Genomic DNA, 21,352 nt, shown 5'->3' on the forward strand with positions numbered 1-21,352 from the left:
TACTATTGCTTGTCGCAACGGCGGCAACTAAGATGTGAGTGTGAAGGCCGCACAAGCACAAGCAAAACCACTTTGTCAGGAGGAAAGCGGATGAAGGAGCAATATGAGGCCCGGCTGCACATGACGGATAGATTCAGCTTGAAACGATCCTTGGTTTTCCGGGATCTGATCAGAGACCGATGGTTGTATCTCATCTTATTTCCGGGAATCCTCTATTTTATCATTTTTAAGTATGTCCCTATGTGGGGACTGGTAATGGCTTTCCAGGATTACAAGCCGCATTTGGGCTTTGCCGGGAGTCCTTGGGTAGGATTGAAGCATTTCGAGCGTTTTTTCTCCGAGCCGCAATTTTGGATGCTGTTTCGGAACACGATCATTCTTGCGGTTTACAATTTAGTCTTTTTCTTTCCGCTTCCGATCGTGCTTGCATTAATGCTCAATGAAGTACGTAAGGAAGCGTTCAAACGGTTTGCCCAAACGCTGCTGTACTTGCCCCATTTCGTTTCCTGGGTGGTGGCGGTAGGGATCTTTTATATTTTGTTTACAACCGAAGGCGGGATTGTGAACGAAATGATCGCGAGGCTGGGCATGGAAAAAATTCCGTTCCTGCTGAGCGAGGATTGGTTCCGGACGATGATCATAAGCCAATCGATCTGGAAAGAAGCCGGCTGGGGAACGATCATATTTTTGGCAGCGCTTTCCGGAGTGGATCTTCAGCTCTATGAAGCGTCACGGATGGACGGTGCGGGAAGATGGCGCCAGCTGTGGCATATTACTCTTCCGGCTATAAGAAGCACCATTGTCATCTTGTTTATTTTGCGCCTCGGAAGCTTCCTCGACACGGGCTTCGAGCATATATTCCTCATGCTGAACTCGATGAACCGCGAGGTAGGGGAAGTGTTCGACACCTATGTCTACCTGAAGGGCTTGACGCAAGCACAGTACAGCTACAGCGCTGCGGTAGGCATGTTTAAGTCGCTGGTAGGACTGGTGCTTGTACTCGGGGCCAACTGGCTGGCCAAAAAATTCGGTGAAGAAGGCGTATATTAACCAAATTAACCACGGGAGGCGGGACGTTATGCCACAGGAAGACCGCAGCTGGGGCAACCGGCTGTTCCATACCATCAATTATTCGCTGCTGACGCTCATCTCAGTGATCACAATCATTCCATTTATTTACATCGTCATGGTCTCCTTCGCCACACCCGAGGAGGTGGTGAAAGGCGGACTGCTCTTGTTCCCGTCACAGTTTACGTTGGGTGCATACAAGTATATTTTTTCTACCGATACGATGCTGCGGAGCATACTCATCTCGATCTACGTTACTGCGCTCGGCACGTTCATTAACCTGATCATGACTTCATTCACGGCTTATCCGTTAGCGCGAACGAATTTACGCGGACGCCGTACCCTCATGCTGATGATTTTGATAACGATGCTGTTCAGCGGCGGCCTGATTCCGACTTATTTCGTCGTCAAAGCGTTCGGCCTGATCAACACGTACTGGTCGTTAATGATTCCGACGGCAATCAGTGCTTTTAACCTGATCGTCCTGAAAAATTTCTTTCAGCAAATTCCAGACGGCTTGGAGGATTCCGCGAAAATCGACGGCTGCAACGATCTGGGGATTTTGTTCCGCATTATCCTGCCTCTCTCGATGCCGGCGATGGCGACATTCGGACTTTTTTACGCCGTAAGCCATTGGAACACCTTTTTCAACGCGGTCATGTACATTAACGACGCCGAGAAATTTCCTGTACAGGTCGTGCTCAGGCAAATCGTCCTTCTGTCCCAGGATCAAATCGGCGATACGACGACACAACAGGATCCGACGGATTACTTGCCGCAAACGATTCGCATGGCATCTATTGTAGTCGCGACGATCCCGATTGTGATGGTGTACCCGTTTTTGCAAAAGCATTTCGCCAAAGGCGTACTGTTAGGTTCGGTAAAAGGATGAGCTAACATGTCCATCTTTTTATATAATGATTATGACAAGCTATCCAGGAGGGGTATAAGATGACAAAGAGACGCTTTATCGCTATGGCTTGTTCACTCGCAATGACGGCAGGCGCGCTGGCGGGCTGCGCCGAGGACAAAGCGCCACAGCAGGGAGAAGCCGGCAAAGCGGATTCGACGCCGCTCAAGGTGACCATTGCTACGCCGCAGATCGGCGAAGCGCCCAAGAAGGACAATGAGATTGAGCTTGCGATCGAGAAATATACGAATGCCCAAATCGATATTCAATGGATTCCGGCGGCCGCTTTTGAGGATAAGAAGAACATCATGATCGCTTCCAGCGAAATGCCCAAAGCATTCAAGCTGACCTATAATGCCACTACGCTTAACGCGATTCAATCCGGATTGTTCTGGGAGATCGGACCGTTATTGAAGGATTACAAAAATTTATCCGCGGTCAACGCTCTTCACTATGATAATATCAAGGTAGACGGCAAGCTGTACGGACTGCCGCTGTATCGGGATATCGGCCGTGCCGGCATCGTTTACCGGAAAGACTGGTTCGATGAGCTGGGACTCAAACCGCCGGTAACGCTCGACGATTGGTACAACGTTTTGAAAGCGGTCGCAGAAAAGGACCCGGATAAAAACGGCCAGGCCGATACCTACGGCATGTTTTTGGAGAAATCCTACAATGATGCGGCGGCCAGCAGCTCCTTCTTGACACGGCTTGCCGTGTCGCAGGGAGCGCCGAATAAGTGGGGAATCGAGAATGGAAAGCTTATTCCCGAGTTTATGTCCAAGCCTTATTTCGATAGCATGAAGCTGCTTAGGAGGCTGTATCAGGAGAAGCTGATCAATCAGGATTTCTCGGTTGTTCAGGCGGCGGACGCCGACAATAAGTGGAATGCGGGGAAGGTGGGCATCCGGATCAATACCGTTGCTTCCGCAGCCGCCACTTCGTTCGAGAACGTATCCAAGTCCGCGCCGAATGCGGTAGTCGACGTTGTGCAGTATATGGGGGCTTCGGGCAATCGCGTGCCGGCTGAGCCCGGCAATAACGGCTTCTTCGTTTTCCCGAAATCGAGCGTCAAGAACGAAGCGGAATTAAAGCAGCTCCTTGCTTTCTTCGATAAGCTGCTGGAGCCCGAAATGTCGACGCTGCTAACGAGAGGCGTGGAAGGGAAGCATTTTACGAAAACGGACGACGGCAAAGCCCAGTTCAAGGACTTGTCCTTGTTTAACCTCGAAGTGAAGCCTTATCGCGACAGCTTGCCTTCCTTTGAGGTAACAGGAACCGGGCTTCCGCTTAAACTAAACGAGCTGCAGGATAAGGGCTGGAAGGTCGTTGCCGACAATTTGAAAAACACCGTGCCGAATATCGCGTTAACGCTTACCTCCAAAACCTACTCAGAAAAAGGCGGAGAGCTTGACACATTAATCCGCGACGCTCAAACGAAGTATATCATGGGCAAAATCGACGATGCCGGCTGGCAGGCGGAAGTGGATAAGTGGAAGAAGGCCGGCGGCGACAAGGTGATTGAAGAGCTTACGGCAGAGCACGCGAAGCAGAAGAAATAACGCTTTCCTGCAAGACTTGGAGACGAGCGTCGAGGTCGCGCGCAGAGGGGATCAGGCTGCTGAGGTGTATACCCGGCGGCTTTTCCTTACGATGACATAGAAAGTTTTCTGGTATAATGGTTATCGTCGAAGCCTTGCATGTACAGAGAGGAGAGGTTTCCGGTGCCGAAATATTTAGTTCGCTTGTCTTTGTTCACCCTGCTGCTCGGCGCGCTGCCGGTTGCATCCATCGGGGTCATCTCCTACTATATCGCCTCCAAGGATATCGAGAAAAAGGTGAACGAAGGAAATGGGCAAATTTTGCTGCAAAATCAGATGCGCATGGAGCAGGCGCTGAAGAACGTCGAGATGGGAGCCGTACAGTACGTCAACTCCTCGCTTGTAAGCGATTACTTGGACGATGCCCTGACCAATGACGATTTTCAAACGATCGCCAATCTGTCCAAAGGCTTGTACAACCTTCATTCCATCTGGGGGGTGGCGGATGCGCATCTCATCAATATGGAGCATGGATGGATGATCAGCAATCTGGGCTTCACTTCTATGGAGGACTTCACCGATCAGAATGCGCTTAAAGATTATGCACGTCAATCGAAAAATTTATTTTGGCTGGCCGAAGGCTCGGACAGCCGGCCTGACGATACAACGGAACCAACGGCGAGCCGCGGCATGATCAGGCTTGTCGTCAAGCTGCCGATGGTTGCTTCGACAACTATTCCCAAAGCGCTGCTTATCATCGATATGTCGCATAATGCGCTGGAAAGCGATTTGGCGCCGAACAATCAATGGGGAAGCCTCTTCGTACTAAACCGTGACGGGGAGCCGTTCCTGACAAGTCCCGGAACAGGGCGGCAGCACGAACGCATTTTGCAGCATATGCCTAAGGGGGATAACGCTGAGGGCTATTTTGAGGAAGAGCAAAAGGCTGTCAATTATCTTGTATCCGCCAACTACGGCTGGTCCTTTGTTTCGGTCGTATCGATCGGTGAAATCACGAAGGAATCGAAAAAAATTGCCATCATTACGGCCAATGTGTGCCTTATTATCATCGTTATTATTGCCGGTACCGCTTTCTACGGTACACGAAGGATGTATAAGCCGATACGCCGGCTGTTCAGCATTATGGAGCAGTTCGGGGGCGAGACGCCAAGCCTGAAGAAGAAGGATGAGTTCGCCTTCATCGAGGATCGCTTTCAAGCCTTGTTCAGCACGCGCAAGCAGATGCAGCAGCAGCTGATAGCTCAGAGAGTGCAGGTAAAGGAGCATTTGCTGCTTAAGCTCTTTATGGGGCAGGTTAGCGAGAGTGAATTTAGATTCAAAATGGAAACGTATGGCTTTGCCGAGCGGGGCAAATCTCTGGGAGTGCTTGCTTTGCAGATCGATTCGCTGGAGGGGACCCGCTACTCGGAAAGCGATAAGGAGCTGCTGCTGTTCGCCATCAACAACATCGTCGCAGAGCTGCTTCCCGACGGGTGCATCATTGGCACGTTACTGCTCGACCAGTCGCAGGTATCTCTGCTGACGGCGGATGCGGATGAACCTGCGGAGATGAGCGCTTATTTTTACGAGATGGCGGAGCGGATCAAGCATAAGCTTCACGAGCTGCTGCAGCTCAAGGTGAGCATCGGGATCAGCCGCCCGTTCCACCGTTATACGGATGCGATGGATGCCTATTCGGAAGCGCTGGAAGCATTGAAACGCCGCATCAGCCTCGGCCATGAGCTTGTGCTGAGCTATGGGGATATCGAATCGAACCCCGGTACGGCTCAGCCCTCCGCATCATGGGATCATATGGAGGACTATATGATCAATGCGCTCAAGAGCGGCGATTCGGCAGCGGTATATGATTATTATAACAACTACGTGTCTTCCCTTTTGGAGAAGGGAGTCATGTTTAACGATTTTCAAATGCAGATGATTCAGCTGATTACGAAAATATACCGGCTTGTCCATCAGCAAGGGGGAACGCTCGACGGCTTGATCGGTTCGATGTCGGTCGTCAACCGGTTTATGAAGCTGCATACCGTGGAGGAAATTAATTCCTGGTTCAAAACCGTGCTGCTGCCGCCGACGATCGCTTTTTTGCAAGGACGCATCGATACGCAATATATCAATATCGCCCATCAAATGGTCGAGATGATACATGAACAGTACGACCGGGACATTACCTTGGAGTCCTGTGCGCAGCAGCTGAAGTTTCATCCGGTTTATTTAAGCCGGGTGTTCAAGAAGGAGATCGGCGTCACGTTTATCGACTATTTGACCAATCACCGGATGAGCATGGCGAAGCTCTGGCTGAAGGACAGCCAAATGAAAATTACCGAAATCGCCGAACGGCTCAACTACAACAGCTCGACCGGCTTTATCCGAACGTTCCGCAAGGCGGCCGGCATGACGCCGGGTCAATACCGCGAGCTTCATTCGAAAATGAATTGAGAAATCCCGTGAATCGCGGCATGAGTTCATAGTGGGAGGTGTTTCCTGGTGCCATATGAATTAGTAGGCAAATTGAAAAAGCAATACAGGTCGGAATCAACATGGTATTCGCACCGGTGGCATTATATCGAGGGCTGTATATTGAAGGCTTACATGGACAGCTACGAGCATTTCGGAGAGGAAGACGATTATAGATTCGTAAAGACGTTTATCGACGGACTGTACAACTCGGATGGGAAAATAAGTGATATAAAGCCCGACACCTACAATATAGATCAAATCCGGATGGCTACGCTGCTGTTTCCATTGTATGAGCGTGAAAGAGATCCCAAGTATAAGCAGATGCTGGATTTGCTCTATTGCCAGCTGGATACTTATCCCAGAACGCAGAGCGGCTCCTTCTGGCACAAGCAAAATTATCCGTACCAGGTTTGGCTGGACGGACTGTATATGGGGCAGCCGTTTTACGTCAATTACTTGAAGACCTTTGCGGAGCACAAAACATACTCCGATTCGTTGCAGCAATTCGCCAACGCCCGCCGGTTTATCTATAACGAGCAAAAGCGGTTGTATCACCATGCGTATGACGAAAGCCGGCAGATGTTCTGGTGCGACAAAGTAACCGGCCATTCACCCAATGTATGGGGACGAGCCGTAGGATGGTTCGCCATGGCGCTTGTGGACGTGCTGGAGCTGCTGGAAGGAGAACCGGCGGATACGCAGCCGATGAAGCGAATCTTAGAGGAGCTGGTCGAGAATATGCTTCCTTACCAGCAGCCAGGGGGGATGTGGTTTCAAGTTGTCGATCGGACGGAGCATCCGGACAATTATTTGGAATCGAGCGGCACATTGATGATGGCTTACGCGATGATGAAGGGAGTTCGTTTGGGTTATTTGCCGCAGGAGTATCTCGTCTATGGACGACGAGCCTACGAAGGAACGATATCGACCTATCTAAGGGAAGAAGAGGGCATGGTGCTGCTGGGAGGCATTTGCCGAAGCGCAGGTCTCGGCAAGAAGCCGGAAAACGGGCAAATGAGGGACGGCAGCCTGGAATATTATATTTATCAGGAGCAAGTAGTGGATAATAACGGGCATGGCGTGGCGCCTTTATTAATGTGCCATAATGAAATGAACCTGCTTTCGCGGAAGGGCAATGCCGTAGAATCGTTGTCCGGAGGACAATAGAGTGTCATGTTTGCTAGTGAGGAAATGTTATTCATTCATAGGGGATTCGATTCAGCGGAAAATAAAATGCTATAGCATTCATGGATGGAGGAGCTTGTGATGTCGATTCAGGCGCAAAACCATAATGAGAAACCGCTTTATATTAAAATAAGCGAACAAGATAATGTCGTCATCGTTGTCAATGCAGGAGGACTGCCGAAAGGATCCGTTTTTGAATGCGGTCTTGAGCTGAAGGAGTATATCCCGCAAGGCCATAAGGTTGCCTTAACGGATTTGCAGCAAGAGGAGCCGATTGTTCGTTACGGTGAGGTTATTGGGTATGCGATGAGTCCAATTTCCAAGGGAAGCTGGATCGAGGAGTCCTTGGTCCGTCTTCCTACGCCTCCAAGGCTGGAGGAGCTGCAGGTCGCCAATCGGGTACCGGAACCGCTGCCGCCGCTGGACGGGTATACTTTCGAAGGCTATCTGAACAAAGACGGCAGTGTCGGCACGAAAAACATTCTCGGCATCACGACCAGCGTGCAATGCGTCGTCGGTGTTCTTGAGCATGCGGTCAAGCTGATTAAGGAGAAGCTGCTGCCGAAATACCCTAATGTTGAAGACGTTGTCGCGTTAACCCATAACTACGGGTGCGGCGTTGCCATTCAAGCTCCGGATGCCGTCATCCCGATTCGCACGATTCAAAATATTGCCGTCAATCCGAATTTCGGCGGGGAAATATTGGTCGTCGGGCTCGGCTGCGAGAAGCTTGTCCCGGACCGGCTCATTCCGGACGGGGATACGTCCAAGCTCGTCACGCTGCAGGATCATTACGGCTTCAGCAGCATGATCGAGTCGATCCTGAATCAAGCGGAAGAGCGGCTTGCCGCATTAAACCTCAGGAAGCGCGTCACCTGTCCTGCCTCCGCCCTGGTGGTCGGGCTGCAATGCGGCGGGAGCGACGCTTTCTCGGGAGTTACCGCGAATCCGGCTGTCGGATACGCAGCAGATTTGCTCGTGCGGGCCGGCGCAACGGTCATGTTCTCGGAAGTAACGGAGGTGCGGGATGCCGTCCACCTGTTGACGCCGCGGGCCGTAGATGAGTCCGTGGGCCAAGCGCTGATTCGCGAGATGGCTTGGTACGACCGCTACCTGCAGCAGGGGCAAGCGGACCGCAGCGCCAATCCAACGCCCGGCAATAAAAAGGGCGGACTGGCAAACATCGTGGAAAAATCTCTCGGCTCCATCGTAAAGTCCGGCTCGAGTCCTATCTCCGGCGTCTTGTCGCCGGGCGAAAAAGCTACGCAAAAAGGACTGCTCTTTGCAGCGACGCCTGCCAGCGATTTTGTGTGCGGTACCCTCCAGCTGGCTGCGGGAGTGAATATGCAGGTGTTTACAACCGGCCGCGGAACTCCTTACGGGCTAGCGGTGGTGCCGGTCATCAAAGTGTCCACGCGGAGCGCTTTGATGGAGCAGTGGCACGATTTGATCGACATCAACGCGGGAACTATCGCTACAGGGGAGGCGACGATCGAGGAGGTCGGCTGGGACATTTTCCGCATGATTCTGGATGTAGCAAGCGGGAAAAAACAGACGTGGGCGGACCGTTGGGGCTTACACAACGACTTATGCCTGTTTAACCCGGCTCCGGTAACATAAGTTGAGAGCTTTAGGGTGGAAAAGCTTGAGAAATCTGTATTCGGCGATAAAAGCCTCCTTGCTTATAAAGTGAGTTCTGCCAAAGTAAAAAGTTTAAGGCCATTCCTCTGAGGAAGGTTCTCGATAGAGGATGGCTGATGGCGGGAGGAGTTATGTATAAGCTGCCATGGACTTGGAGAAGGTCTATCGGACAGAGAATCCGCTATTCTTTGGAAATAGGCTGCTTTTGCAGTACGATCGGACACAGAATCCGTTATTTGCTCATTTTTCAGGCGAAAACAGTGTATTTTGGCGCAATAAAGGATCTGCTGTCCGATACTCTCAGAATAGTTCCATTTTTGGTAAAATAACGGAACTACGTTCCGCAAGCAATTCAACTCTACTATACAAAAGAGGCTGCCCTTATTAGGAAACTCTGGGAACTGAAAAAACAGGATGGGTACCCATGTGCTCTTCCAGAGGCCGCTGTTGTTCCCGGGAAGCTTTAGATATTATCGCTTTATTGCGGTAATTTTTCGGCAACAAATTCGGTCGCTGTAGAGTTTCCGCAGGAAAACAAGAATTGTAAGCAGAGATACCCCAACTAGCCCTTAAGATTTGGGTTACCCGGGGTTTCTTGACAACATGAACCTCGATAGAGGTTTTTTCTTTTTTTACATTCTATGAAGTTTCCATACTCTGCTCACTTTATTCATAGACCGGGAGGATAGCGGAGCATTTTCACGAATAGTCTATAGGAGGATTTTTTTGCGAAACTTGAAGGAGCGTGACGATGGACTTGGAAACTATGAAAAACTGGGCAGGCAACTACAGCTACAGCGCCTCGGAGCTTCTCGTTCCCGAGAGTGTGGAGCAGGTACAAGAAGAGGTTGCCCGAAGCAGCCGCGTGAAGACGTTGGGCACTCGTCACTCATTCAATGGAATCGCCGATACGGACGGAAGCCATATCTCTCTTCAAAAGATGAATCGAGTGATTGCCTTAGATCGAGCTCACAATAGAGTTACAGTGGAAGCGGGGATCCGGTATGGAGAGCTGTGCCATTATCTGCATGATAATGGCTATGCGCTGCACAATTTGGCGTCACTGCCACACATTACGATTGCAGGCGCATGCGCATCGGCCACCCACGGTTCCGGGGACAAGAACGGGAGCCTGTCAACGGCGGTCCATTCCATGGAGATCGTCAAGGCGAATGGAGACGTGGTTGAATTGTCGCGCGAGCGGCAGGGAGACGTCTTCTACGGAGCGGTCGTTGGGCTTGGCGGATTAGGCGTCGTTACGAAGCTGACACTGAATGTGATACCGGCCTTTCAAATGAGTCAGACGGTATACGAGGGCTTGCCTCTGGCACAGCTTGAAGATCATTTTGACGATATTTTTGGCAGTGCCTACAGCGTCAGTTTGTTTACGGATTGGAAGACAGATACGTTCAACCAATTGTGGAGGAAGAGTGTAGTAACAGATCGTGATTCCGATCAGGCGGAACCGGAGTTTTTCGGCGCCAAACGCGCTGCGGTGAATCTCCATCCGGTGCCGGGCTATACAGCGGAAAATTGCAGCGAGCAAATGGGCATACCGGGGCCATGGTACGAGCGGATGGCTCATTTTCGCATGGATTTCACCCCAAGCGCCGGTGAGGAGCTGCAAAGCGAATATTTCGTATCGCGTCAAGATGCTTATGCTGCCTTGGGGGCCATTAGCAGGTTGAAGGAGCAGATTGCACCGCTTCTTTATGTATCCGAGGTACGTACGATAGCCGGAGATCAGCATTGGATGAGTCCTTGTTATAAGCAGGATTCGGTCGCTTTCCATTTTACATGGAAACAGCATGGGGAAGACGTGCAGCGCTTGCTGCCACTTATTGAAGAGCAGCTGGCGCCTTTCCAAGCCCGCCCTCACTGGAGTAAATTGTTTGCCATGACGCCTGCCCGCTTGCGGTCGCTTTATGAGAAGCTCCCCGAGTTTCAACAGCTGCTTCTTCAGTACGACCCGAACGGAAAATTCCGCAATGCATTCTTGAACACCTATTTGTTGGATAGATAAGGAAAAACCTGAGTATAGGACAAAAAGTCATTAATTATCATTATTTTCTAAGCCCCCGTTTATCGATATCATTAGGGTCAGGCAGGACGATGCAATGAGGTAAACGGGGGACAATGGACAGCATTGTTCCCGATCGTATTGAAATCGCTATCAAAGATAGCGGAATGGTTACATTCTAAATACCGGGGAGGATACAAATCAAATGCTGACATTAGACGAACTAAAAAAACTCGATCAAGCCGTTAGACTTGCCGATTGTACGACGGCTTCCGAGCATGACGCAGCGATTGAGAAAACATGGACTGGCAACGTACTGCAAACAAGAGTAACCAACCGCTCCGGCCGGCCGCTTAAAATCAAAGAGGTCGTGCTGTTTTCCGGGGAAACGCCGTATTCTCCGGACACTCCATTCTACGGAGAGGGCTATCAAATGCTGACGCAGTATGGCGGGACACTGTCATCACCATATCATATCGGTGCTTATGGAACCGACTGGGACTTCTTCAGGCTACCCAGAACAAAGTTTCACGAGAACGTCTGGTCCGTGTACAACCTTCTGCTGCTGTCGCCAGAGAATCAAGGTCACCAATTACTGGGCTTTACGTCCTGCCATAGGTTCTCCGGCGAGCTTCGTTTCCGGGGCTCTTATCTGGAAGTGATTATGGACACAGAGGATTTGACACTGGAGTCCGGCGCTTCGTGGGAATTGGAGCAATTCATTTTCTCCGCTGGTTCTGATCATAATCAGCTTCTTACGGAGCTGGCAGAACACCTGAACCGCAATCATCCGCGCAAGCTGTATCCGGAAATTCCGACGGGCTGGTGCTCCTATTATTGTCTGCGGCCGATGACGGCCGAAGGCTTTTATGAAAATGCCCGCGCCATGAAAGAGCGGATTCCGGAGCTGAAGCGGATTCAAATTGACGGAGGCTATGCTGCGGCAGACGGCGACTTCTTGGTACCAAGACCGGGTCTCGGGGCCGATGTCAAAACAATCAGCGACGGTATACGAGCTAACGGGATGGAAGCGGCCGGTTATATTTCTCCATTTATCGTTGACCCGTTCGCCAAGCTGCTGGAAGAGCATCCGGACTGGCTAATCCAGGATGAAGAGGGGAAGCCGTTTAACGGAATCGGCCAGAAGAAAAGAACGCCGGACAGGCAGTGGTACATGCTGGATACGACACATCCGGAAGCGTTGAACTACTTGCGTAATGCTGTCCGAACGATGCATGACGAATGGGGCTGGCGCTACTTCAAAATGGACTTCCTGCAATACGGAGCGCTGCCGGGAATCCGTTACGATAAGAACGCTACCCGCATCGAAGCGTTCCGCCGCGGAATCCAAGCTATCGCCGATGAGGTGGGGCATGACAGCTTCTTGCTTGGCTGCAACGCGCCGTTCTGGCCATTGCTTGGACTCGTCCACGGCAACCGGATTACTAACGATATCGCCCGCGATTGGAAGCATGTTGGCGGTAACGCAAGGGAGCAGTTCCCGCGCAACTGGCAGAACGATACGTTATGGTACAATGACCCGGACGTGATCGTGCTTGAGAGAGTGACCTTCAAGACGAGAAACATCAGCGGCGAGCTGGTTGACAAGCCGTCACTCATCACCGACCAGGAGTTTGAATTTCATAAAGCGGTCATTCTGGCTTCCGGCGGCATGATCATCAGCGGCGATTTGATCCCCAAGATGTCGGAGAAGAACATCAACGTCTTGAAAAAGCTGCTGCCTCCGACTGGGAAGGCGGCGTCCTTCGACGACACCGGCTATACGATCGGGAGGATTGACCTGGGAGATAAGCAGGTCGTCTGCGTTTTCAACTTTGACGAGGAGCCAAAGGATTTCGAATTTGCGATTTCGGGAAGTCACCGTCTCTACGATTTCTGGACGGACGAGGAGCTCGGGGAGTTTTCGAGTAAGGTGCAAATTCCGAGCCTGGAAGGCCATTGCGCGAAGGTGCTGTACTATAACGTCTAGCTATTTCTCACAGACAGAAATCGGCCGGACCGAGCCTTACTGCGCTGGGGAACGTTGAGTCTTCTAATGGATTAAGTGTGTGCCGGACATATTACCGAAAGAAGCTGCGAAGCCGCGTGAATCGCGGCTTTTTTCTTTAGCATTAGGCAGATTTATGTCAATTAATATAACATAAGGATGCAAAAGTTTAACTTCATGTAAGGTTACCTCTTGACGACCTGCCCAAGGAGAAGGTACACTACAAGCAAGATACAAGTACGATACAACTGCAAAGAGAGGAGGCAGCATTGAGGGAAACGCGCATCGAAGAAACACTTGACAAAGGAAAACGTTTTCATTACGATAATAATAACCATACAGGTATCGTACAACTATGCTTGATTTGTCCATCCACTTTACAACCTTGGTGCAGATCCTAAGCCTGCCATCTCCGTACACCCTCGCATCACGGTACAGGATCCTACTTCCCGTTTGAATTGGTTACCATCCAAAAGATAAGGGAGGCAAACTATGAAGTACCGTCCATTGGTTCTTGCCGCTTTGATGACATCCGCTGCCATTAGCGGATGTACCCAGTCGCCCGAGCCCTCTTCCGTTTCGACTGGCGCCGATACTCCGAGCAAATACAAGGATAAGCTGGATCTCAAGCTGTTCCTTGCCGTTGCGGGCGGGGCTAACGACGCCAATCTGCCGCAGGGAGATAAAGACTTCGTCAAGAAAGCGATCGAACAGAAGTTCAATGTGAGCTTGAACGTGCAGTTCATGCCGATCGGAGCCGATCGGACCAACAAAACGAACCTGCTTGTCGCATCCGGTGATGTCCCCGATTTGTTCATCAGCACCGGAACCGATTCGCAGAAATACATTCTTGATAATGTCGTCGCAGACATGACCCCTTTTATCAATCCCCAGACCATGCCGAACTATTTCAAGTGGGTTAGTGAGGTGGAGCTTAAGCGCTATGCTGTCGAAAACACCTTCAAGCGCGCCCCGATCCCGTTTGCCCGCAACGTGTACCGTTCCTACTATATCCGCAAAGACTGGCTCGATAAGCTGAACCTCAAAGTACCGGCGAATTACGATGAAATGATGAATGCGATGAGGGCTTTTACCAACAACGATCCCGATGGAAACTCGAAAAAGGATACGTTCGGCTTCTCGACCGTAGGGAACGGTAATACCGTTTCGACCGACTTCCCGCAATATTTGAAGCACGGGCTGGTCGGCGCCTTCATGGTGGAGAACAATAAGCTGACCGACGTTTCTACCGACCTGCGGATGGAGGGCGTGCTTAACGATATTAAAGCGATGATCAAGGAAGGGATCGTCGATCCGGACTGGTTCCTATCCAAAGGAACTGCTTATCTGGACAAAGCGGCTCAGGGCAAAGTAGGGGTCATTGCTTCAGGTGAGCGTGCGGTCGCTTTTGACAGCAATCCGACTTCGCTGCAGAACAAGACCAAGGCGCTGTTCCCGAACGCCCGCTGGGTGCCGTTTCATCCCTATGCCTCGGCCGGAGTATGGACGGAGAACCTTCCGAATGATGCCTTCCTATTCTCGAAAGCTACGGCGGAGAAAAGTCCCGAGAAGATCAAACGGATCGTCGATATCGTAGATTGGCTTTGCGGTGAAGAAGGCTTCCTGCTTACGCATTATGGAGTGGAGGGCAAGCATTACACCAAGAACGGCAAGCAAGTAACGCTAAAGCCGGAAGCGATCGATAAGGAAATCGTAACGCAAGGGAATTTTCTTGCAATATACGGCTCTCTCGTAGCGGCGGAGCCCGAGGTGCTGGGCCTCGAGGTCATCGATCCGCGGATGACGGATAACGACCGGGCAATTTTGAAAACGATCAAGGGATACAAGCTGCTGCCTTCCATCGGAACGAACGTTGCACCGCCTCAAGGGTTCAATCTTGCCGATTTCCGCACCAAAATGCGCGAATATCACGTGAAAATTTTGTTTGATGAGCAGGATGCCTCCAACTGGCCGAAATACCGTGAAGAATTAATGACGAAGTATCGAGGCGGGGATATGCTGAAAACCTACGAAGACCAGATGAGAGCGGCCGGCGTCATCAAGTAAACCGCACCGACCTCAGTCCGGACCCCATGGCAGGTCAGCCGGATCAAGTCGAATCAAGGAGCCGATGAAATGTGACATGGATGTTAAAAAGCTGGAAATACCGCTGGTTCTATCTGATGATGGTACCCGGGCTGCTGTACTATCTCATCTTTCATTATGTTCCGATGGGCGGTCTGTTGATCGCCTTCCAGGATTATAACTTATCCCAAGGCATCTTCGGCAGCGAATGGGTTGGTCTGAGCAATTTCCGGGAGGTGTTCTCTTCGCCGGAGTTTCCGAAGCTGATCCGCAACACGCTCCTCATTTCCTTTTATAGAATTGTGTTCAACATGCTGCCGGATTTGATTTTTGCTCTGCTGCTTAACGAAATTCGTGTTCGCTGGTTTAAGAGAGTGATCCAGACGGTTACTTACGGACCTTATTTTCTATCATGGATTATCGTCTATGGCCTGGTGTTCGCTTTTCTTGCCCCGGAGTCCGGGATCGTCAACTATTTCATCAGGGAAGCCGGCGGAGAGAGCGTGAACTTTCTCGCCAATAACGACTATTTCCGTTCCATCATCGTGCTGACCGACATTTGGAAAAATACGGGATACGGAGCCATCATCTACTTGGCCGCCCTTGCTACGATTAATCAGGAGCTGTACGAAGCGGCCGTCGTCGACGGTGCGGGACGGTGGAAGCAGCTGTGGCACGTGACGCTGCCGGGAATCCGGGATGTATTCATCCTGCTCTTGATTCTTCGGATCGGTCACATCATGGATGCGGGCTTTGACCAAATCTATATTTTCCTGAATTCGCGGGTATACGAGACGGGCGACATTATTGATACTTGGGTGTTCCGGCGGGGGCTGGAGCAGCTGGAATTCAGTGTGGCGGCGGCTACCGGCATTTTTAAATCACTCGTCGGACTCATCTTGGTCATAGGCGCAAATAAGCTGGCCAAACGGTTGGGCGGATCCGGAATCTGGTAGAAGGGAGGAGAAAGCTTATGTCTATCCAGGTGAGTAAAACGCCGTCCGATCGTATAGCGGACATCGCCATTTATTGCCTTCTGGCTTTCTTCGGGCTGCTGACCCTGTTCCCGATCTACTACGTGTTTATCATGTCTCTGACTCCCATGGCGGAGGTTGTCCGCAACGGAGGCTTCGTGCTGTGGCCGGAGACGTTCACGATGGAGGCGTACAAGGTTATTTTCTCCAGTCCGGTCGTGCCGCAGGCGCTAAAGATTACCGTTATTATTACTTTGCTCGGAACCTTCCTGAATTTGGCGGTGACCATGCTGCTGGCCTATCCGCTGTCCAAGAAGTATATCCCGGGAAGATCCGTCATCTTGATGCTTATCGTCTTCACCATGCTGTTTTCGGGAGGCTTGATCCCGCTTTACATCGTCGTTAAATCGATGGGGCTGCTCGACACGATCTGGTCATTAGTTATTCCGGGGCTTGTCTCCACGTTCAACCTGCTGATTATGAAAACGTACTTTGAAAACTTGCCCCAAGAGGTAGAGGAGGCGGCCTGTGTCGACGGCTGCGGGGAGCTTCAGACGCTGCTGCGGATCATTCTTCCCTTGTCAATGCCTATTATCGCGACATTGGGGCTGTTTTATGGTGTAACGCATTGGAACGCTTATTTCAGCGGGATCATGTACTTGTCGGACAGGACACTGTATCCGATCCAGGTCGTATTGAGGAATATGATCCAATCGCCTGCGATCTCCCAAGAGCTTCAGGTGATGAACCCTATCGTGATGCAGACGCTTCCGCCCGAGACGATCAAGATGGCTACGGTCACCGTAGCGATACTCCCTGTTCTCTTGATCTATCCTTTCGTGCAAAAATACTTTATCAAAGGGATGCTGATAGGGGCCATCAAGGGGTGAGCGGCAATAAGGTAGCTTTACCAGCCGGGTTACGAAAAAAAGAAGCCCGTGAGAGCTTCTACAGGGCTTCTCAATGATTGGTTATTTTGCTGCAAATTTTTTGCGCGAATGAGGCGGCCGACTCCAGCCCGCACCAGAACATATCCATTTCCCGCTCGATTTCGTACAGCAGCTCGAGGTCGTCCACCAGCTCGTGGGTGAAATAGCTGCTGTCCATCCCTTCTCCGGTCACTCCGAGAGCTTGAAGATCCTCATGAGATCGGAGGGCTTCATTCACGGAGGGAAGAACGGAAAGGAAGGAGCTGTTGCGGCAAAAAGCGGACTGAGTCTCGGCATCCAGCGCGACACGGATAAACTGGGCGGCAAGCTCAGGATCTTGGCACGTATCGGGGATCACGAGCGCATTCGCTATCAGCATGGTGGAAGTGCCCGTTCCGAATGGCATTGGGGCGATCTTGGGCTCGAACGGCAGACCGGTACGTTCCCAGTACGTCATTTCCAAAGTTGTCGTAAGCACCATGCCGGTCCGTTCCAAATGAAACGCCTCGGAGTTCAACGCGCTGCGGCTGGCTAAGGTGGCGACCCGGTATCGAAACAAAATATCGTGCAGGAAGTTCAAGGTGTTCAACAACGTGTCGGTCTGAAGCTGCTCTGCCCGGAAATGCACTCCGTTGCGCAGGGCGACAGCCGGCCATCGGCTCAACGCAGTCGGAATGGAGAACCCGCTGGTATCGTTAATGCCGTCGCCGTCGGTATCTCGGGTAAGCCGCTTGGCTGCCGTAATGAATTCATCCTTCGTCCATGCGGCATGAGGCTGATCTGCACCGAACCTTTCGAACATTCGCGGATTGTATGTCAAATACACCGGCGAGAACGTAAGCGGAGCGGCCAACACCGTATTCTGAATGCTGAATGACCGCAGCAGCTTCGGATATACAGCCGCAAGCGCGTCCGATACCAAAGGCTCCAACGGCAGGAAGGAGCCTGTCAGCTCCTGAATCAGCTCATAGCCGTGCTTATCCGGCACGAACAGAAGATCCGGCTGAAAGCCGAGCTCCCGGCTCGTTTCAAAGAGATCGCGAAACGATGGGCCGGGGAGATTGAGAATTTTGACCTCGACGTGAGGAAACTTGGCTTGGAACTGCTTTTGAATCGTCGGCAGGGCGTAATCGGCGAAATAAGACGGAGTAAAGGCGAGAATGCGCAGCGTATCGGTTCCGCCTTTTGGAATGGAGAGCTGATGGGGCACGATGGTCCCTTGGCCGACGCGCTTCTCAATAAGGCCTTCATCCAACAGCTGGTCCAATGCTTTACGAACCGACGAGCGGCTGAGACCGTAATGGCGGGTCAGCTCGTTCTCGGACAGCAGGTATTGGCCGGGCCGGATGTAGCCGGACAAAATTTGTTCGCGCAGCATGTTCGCAAGCTTCATATAGCGGAATTCATTTTCTCTTTTCATTGGTTCGCATCCGTTTCGTATAAGATCATAATTTCCCTTATAGCAGTCAGTTACGGTTAAGCATAGCTGGTTTTCTTTTACAGTGCAAGTACCATACACGTATTCAAATCATGGGATAATTGCAGAAAGGAATGATGAATTTGAGAGTCGCGCGCATCGGCCTGCTGCTTGATCTGCAAGCCGCAGAAAAACGCTGGCGTTATGGGTATAACATCTATTCCTTGTATTTGGAGGAGATTTTGGCTCATGCAGGAATCCGTGTGGAACGGGTATCCAATGCCAGAGACATACAGACTTCCCGATATGACATGGTTATTGATGTACTCGGTGATCATACCAAGGAGCAGCAAAATGGTTTGTGGGAGTACATGGAGCGCGGGGGACGGCTCGTATCCTACGGGAGAGGTCATGTGTGGGCCGAGCGGCTCGGTTTCGTCCGGCAGTCTACGATCCGGTACGGTTATGCACATTGGAGAGAAGGGGAGCTACCGGTTCCGGGTATCTATAGGCTGCGTTTTGTTGAGGCATCCCCTTGGTCGTTAAGCTCATCTGTAGAAAAACCGAATGGAAGCCTCACGGAAAAAGGAAACATGACGATCTTGACTCCCGGGGGTCCTTCTGGCGGCACTATGCTGCAAAGCATACAGGTAGGTAACGGGTATCTGGAGCGTTGGGCTGTAGATATTCCTCAGACGATCGTTCGCATGCAGCAGGGGATGGATCCGGTTCTGGAAGACGGGGTTCCGGCACCTGACGGCTCTGCGGTTCTCAATGAAGGGATTTTGAAAGCAGACGACGCGATAGCTCTGGATTGGGAGTTCGACCGGAAAGCGACGGACACCGGTGCTCTGTACTTTGCTGAGCCTCAAGCGGATTTGTGGCGGAGCGTATTGATCAGCCATTTGATTTCCATCGCACAGGAGTGCGGAGTTGTCCTGCCTTTCGTCGGCTTATGGCCTGAAGGAACGAAGCAGGTGGCGCTTATTTCTCATGACAGCGACGTCAACCAGGATGAGCACGCACTGTCCACGCTCAAGCTCCTGCAGGAAACGGGTATCCGTTCTACGTGGTGCATGATCGAGCCTGGATACAGCCCGCACATTTACGATCAGGTAAAAGCGGCAGGCCATGAGCTTGCGTTTCATTATAATGCGCTTGATGAACAGGGGGGCCGTTGGGACGGTGACGAATTCGACCGGCAATTGGAATGGTTGAAACGGGCGGCTAATTTGACCTCCGTCACGTCCAACAAGAACCACTACACCCGATTTGAGGGCTGGGGAGAGCTATTCCTCTGGTGTGAAAAAAATCAGATCGCGGTCGATCAGACGCGCGGTCCTAGCAAGCGGGGCAATGTCGGATTTCTGTTCGGAACGTGTCATCCTTACTATCCGATGGCCTGGGCTGATGAACGCAATCGGCTATATGACGTGCTGGAAGTCGGATTTCTGACGCAGGATATGGATTTGGCGGCATGGTCGGACAGCTCGGTTATCGTTCCTTTTCTCGAAGGTGTAATGAAGGTGGAGGGGGTAGCGCATTTTCTATTCCACCAGATTCATATCCATAACCGGGAAGCGGTACGGGATGCCTTCCGCAAGCTGGTCCGCGAAGCGCGCAGCCGGCAGTTCGAATTCTGGACCTGCGCGGAGATTAATGAATGGACACGGAAACGAAGGCAGGCTGTAATCAAAGGGCTGGACGACCAGGGCGGACCGATCGTCGAAAATGCTCAGGCAGGAACCGTTGTCTGGATTCCGGTGGATGCAGTGAGGGAGTCGAACCATTCGGAAGCGTTGGAAGTGCAGTACGGAGTAACTTGCCGTAAGTATGTCGTTCAAGAGACAACCAATAACGTGAGGTGATGGTCATGAAAAAATTAGCGGTTCTCGGAGGAACGCCGGTACGGACAAAGCCATTCCCGAGCTGGCCGATCTATGGGGAAGCCGAGGAACGTCTTCTTCTGGAGGTGCTTCACTCCGGAAAGTGGGGAGGAACCGGGCGCATTAAGCTCGAGGCTCTGGAAACGGAGTTCGCCAAGCTGCAGGACGCACAGTACGCTATTACGACGGCCAACGGGACCATCGCGATCACGTTGGCGTTGAAGGCGGCCGGAGTGCAGCCCGGGGATGAGGTCATCCTGCCGCCGTATACGTTCATTGCGTCCGCAACGAGCGTGCTGCTGTTCGGTGCGATTCCCGTGTTCGTGGATGTGGAAGCGGATACGCTGCTTCTGAATCCGGAGCGGATCGAAGCGGCGATCACGTCGCGCACGAAGGCGATTATGGCGGTTCATATCGCCGGATGCCCGGCGGATATGGACCGGATCAACACCATTGCAGCCAAGCACGGCTTGGCTGTAATTGAAGATTCGGCCCAGGCGGTGGGGGCGAAATGGAACGGAGTCGGCGTCGGTGCGCTCGGAACGGCAGGAACGTTCAGCTTCCAGTCCAGCAAAAATATAAACAGCGGCGAGGGCGGCATGATTGTGACGAATGACCGGGACGTTGCCGACATGGCCTGGTCCATAACCAATGTAGGCCGCGTGAGGGCAGGAGCCTGGTATCAGCATGAGCATATCGGCTGGAATTTCCGCATGACCGAGTTCCAGGCAGCTGTACTGCTGGGGCAAATGACCAGGCTTCAGGAGCAGATTCAGCTTAGGGAGCGCAACGGCCTATTGCTGGAAAACCTTCTGGGCCAGATCGATGGGATTGCAACGATGAGGCGCGATCCTAGGGTAACCGTACATGCGCGCCACTTGTTCATGTTCCGTGTGACAACGGATGTGGCGAGCTCCGTCGGCAAAGAGGAGATCATCCGCCGCTTGCAGGCGGAAGGCATACCGGTAGCCGCCGGATACGTTCCGCTGCATCGCAATGCGGCCGTGCTAAGTGAGATTCGCAAGCTGACAGGGGCCGAGCCCAGCTACGAATGCCCAGTGTGCGAGCAAGCATGCGCCAATGAGGTGCTATGGCTTCATCAGAACGTGCTCCTCGCCGAGGAGGACGACATGCGGGATATCGCAATGGCTGTGAATAAGGTAATGGCTAACCTTAGCTGAGGCAAACAAACTGGGCTGAGAACTGGATA

General features: G+C 51.8%; 14 protein-coding genes. 13 read left to right on the forward strand and 1 reads right to left on the reverse strand.

The features are described 5' to 3' along the window. The first annotated feature begins 120 nt into the window (after positions 1–120). From ACFQ88_RS03240 to ACFQ88_RS03290, 11 genes are all read left to right on the forward strand, one after another. Complete coding sequence (locus ACFQ88_RS03240) at positions 121–1,050, forward strand: ABC transporter permease (RefSeq protein ID WP_379453558.1); 930 nt, start codon at positions 121–123, stop codon at positions 1,048–1,050. Positions 1,051–1,078: 28 nt separating this feature from the next. Beyond that, positions 1,079–1,960 carry a carbohydrate ABC transporter permease gene (locus ACFQ88_RS03245; RefSeq protein ID WP_379451738.1) on the forward strand — a complete coding sequence of 294 codons (882 nt, stop codon included), beginning with the start codon at positions 1,079–1,081 and terminating at the stop codon, positions 1,958–1,960. 59 nt (positions 1,961–2,019) lie between these two features. Further along, positions 2,020–3,540 carry an extracellular solute-binding protein gene (locus tag ACFQ88_RS03250; protein ID WP_239634998.1) on the forward strand — a complete coding sequence of 507 codons (1,521 nt, stop codon included), beginning with the start codon at positions 2,020–2,022 and terminating at the stop codon, positions 3,538–3,540. Between the two features lie 162 nt (positions 3,541–3,702). Then, positions 3,703–5,976, forward strand: coding sequence for a helix-turn-helix domain-containing protein (locus ACFQ88_RS03255; protein WP_379451741.1), 2,274 nt, complete (start codon positions 3,703–3,705; stop codon positions 5,974–5,976). A 48-nt stretch (positions 5,977–6,024) separates the two neighbouring features. Continuing rightward, positions 6,025–7,164 carry a glycoside hydrolase family 88/105 protein gene (locus ACFQ88_RS03260; RefSeq protein WP_379451743.1) on the forward strand — a complete coding sequence of 380 codons (1,140 nt, stop codon included), beginning with the start codon at positions 6,025–6,027 and terminating at the stop codon, positions 7,162–7,164. Positions 7,165–7,263: 99 nt separating this feature from the next. Further along, complete coding sequence (gene garD / locus ACFQ88_RS03265) at positions 7,264–8,802, forward strand: galactarate dehydratase (RefSeq protein ID WP_379451745.1); 1,539 nt, start codon at positions 7,264–7,266, stop codon at positions 8,800–8,802. A 772-nt stretch (positions 8,803–9,574) separates the two neighbouring features. Then, positions 9,575–10,846: an FAD-binding protein gene (locus tag ACFQ88_RS03270; protein ID WP_379451778.1), complete on the forward strand. Its 1,272-nt coding sequence runs from the start codon at positions 9,575–9,577 to the stop codon at positions 10,844–10,846. 202 nt (positions 10,847–11,048) lie between these two features. Next, positions 11,049–12,833: a glycoside hydrolase family 36 protein gene (locus ACFQ88_RS03275; protein ID WP_379451780.1), complete on the forward strand. Its 1,785-nt coding sequence runs from the start codon at positions 11,049–11,051 to the stop codon at positions 12,831–12,833. Positions 12,834–13,343: 510 nt separating this feature from the next. Continuing rightward, positions 13,344–14,918, forward strand: coding sequence for a type 2 periplasmic-binding domain-containing protein (locus tag ACFQ88_RS03280; protein ID WP_379451793.1), 1,575 nt, complete (start codon positions 13,344–13,346; stop codon positions 14,916–14,918). 80 nt (positions 14,919–14,998) lie between these two features. Next, complete coding sequence (locus ACFQ88_RS03285; RefSeq protein WP_239635403.1) at positions 14,999–15,892, forward strand: ABC transporter permease; 894 nt, start codon at positions 14,999–15,001, stop codon at positions 15,890–15,892. Positions 15,893–15,909: 17 nt separating this feature from the next. Further along, entirely contained in the window at positions 15,910–16,800 is an 891-nt protein-coding gene (locus tag ACFQ88_RS03290) for a carbohydrate ABC transporter permease (protein ID WP_379451795.1), read from the forward strand. Between the two features lie 70 nt (positions 16,801–16,870). Here ACFQ88_RS03290 and ACFQ88_RS03295 read toward each other — a convergent pair whose 3' ends face one another. Beyond that, positions 16,871–18,259 (reverse strand): extracellular solute-binding protein, encoded by a 1,389-nt coding sequence (locus tag ACFQ88_RS03295; protein WP_379451798.1) that lies wholly within the window; start codon positions 18,257–18,259, stop codon positions 16,871–16,873. A 134-nt stretch (positions 18,260–18,393) separates the two neighbouring features. On the opposite strand from ACFQ88_RS03295, the gene ACFQ88_RS03300 reads away from it, so the two are divergent. Both ACFQ88_RS03300 and ACFQ88_RS03305 read left to right on the forward strand, forming a co-directional pair. Next, the gene (locus ACFQ88_RS03300; protein WP_379451800.1) at positions 18,394–20,124 is read left to right on the forward strand and encodes a polysaccharide deacetylase family protein; all 1,731 of its coding nucleotides are present in this window, start codon (positions 18,394–18,396) and stop codon (positions 20,122–20,124) included. Between the two features lie 5 nt (positions 20,125–20,129). After that, positions 20,130–21,323 (forward strand): DegT/DnrJ/EryC1/StrS family aminotransferase, encoded by a 1,194-nt coding sequence (locus ACFQ88_RS03305; RefSeq protein WP_379451812.1) that lies wholly within the window; start codon positions 20,130–20,132, stop codon positions 21,321–21,323. Positions 21,324–21,352: the final 29 nt, after the last annotated feature.

Origin of the sequence: Paenibacillus sp. NPDC056579 (genome assembly GCF_042793215.1) — a bacterium.
Lineage (GTDB): Bacteria > Bacillota > Bacilli > Paenibacillales > NBRC-103111 > Paenibacillus_S.

Bases quoted from the DNA above. Each gene is read 5' to 3' on its own strand.
- garD (WP_379451745.1), top strand. From the start codon at position 7,264: ATGTCGATTCAGGCGCAAAACCATAATGAGAAACCGCTTTATATTAAA.
- ACFQ88_RS03285 (WP_239635403.1), top strand. From the start codon at position 14,999: ATGTTAAAAAGCTGGAAATACCGCTGGTTCTATCTGATGATGGTACCC.
- ACFQ88_RS03245 (WP_379451738.1), top strand. From the start codon at position 1,079: ATGCCACAGGAAGACCGCAGCTGGGGCAACCGGCTGTTCCATACCATC.
- ACFQ88_RS03280 (WP_379451793.1), top strand. From the start codon at position 13,344: ATGAAGTACCGTCCATTGGTTCTTGCCGCTTTGATGACATCCGCTGCC.
- ACFQ88_RS03275 (WP_379451780.1), top strand. From the start codon at position 11,049: ATGCTGACATTAGACGAACTAAAAAAACTCGATCAAGCCGTTAGACTT.
- ACFQ88_RS03305 (WP_379451812.1), top strand. From the start codon at position 20,130: ATGAAAAAATTAGCGGTTCTCGGAGGAACGCCGGTACGGACAAAGCCA.
- ACFQ88_RS03290 (WP_379451795.1), top strand. From the start codon at position 15,910: ATGTCTATCCAGGTGAGTAAAACGCCGTCCGATCGTATAGCGGACATC.
- ACFQ88_RS03240 (WP_379453558.1), top strand. From the start codon at position 121: ATGACGGATAGATTCAGCTTGAAACGATCCTTGGTTTTCCGGGATCTG.
- ACFQ88_RS03250 (WP_239634998.1), top strand. From the start codon at position 2,020: ATGACAAAGAGACGCTTTATCGCTATGGCTTGTTCACTCGCAATGACG.
- ACFQ88_RS03300 (WP_379451800.1), top strand. From the start codon at position 18,394: ATGAATTTGAGAGTCGCGCGCATCGGCCTGCTGCTTGATCTGCAAGCC.
- ACFQ88_RS03295 (WP_379451798.1), bottom strand. From the start codon at position 18,259: ATGAAAAGAGAAAATGAATTCCGCTATATGAAGCTTGCGAACATGCTG.
- ACFQ88_RS03270 (WP_379451778.1), top strand. From the start codon at position 9,575: ATGGACTTGGAAACTATGAAAAACTGGGCAGGCAACTACAGCTACAGC.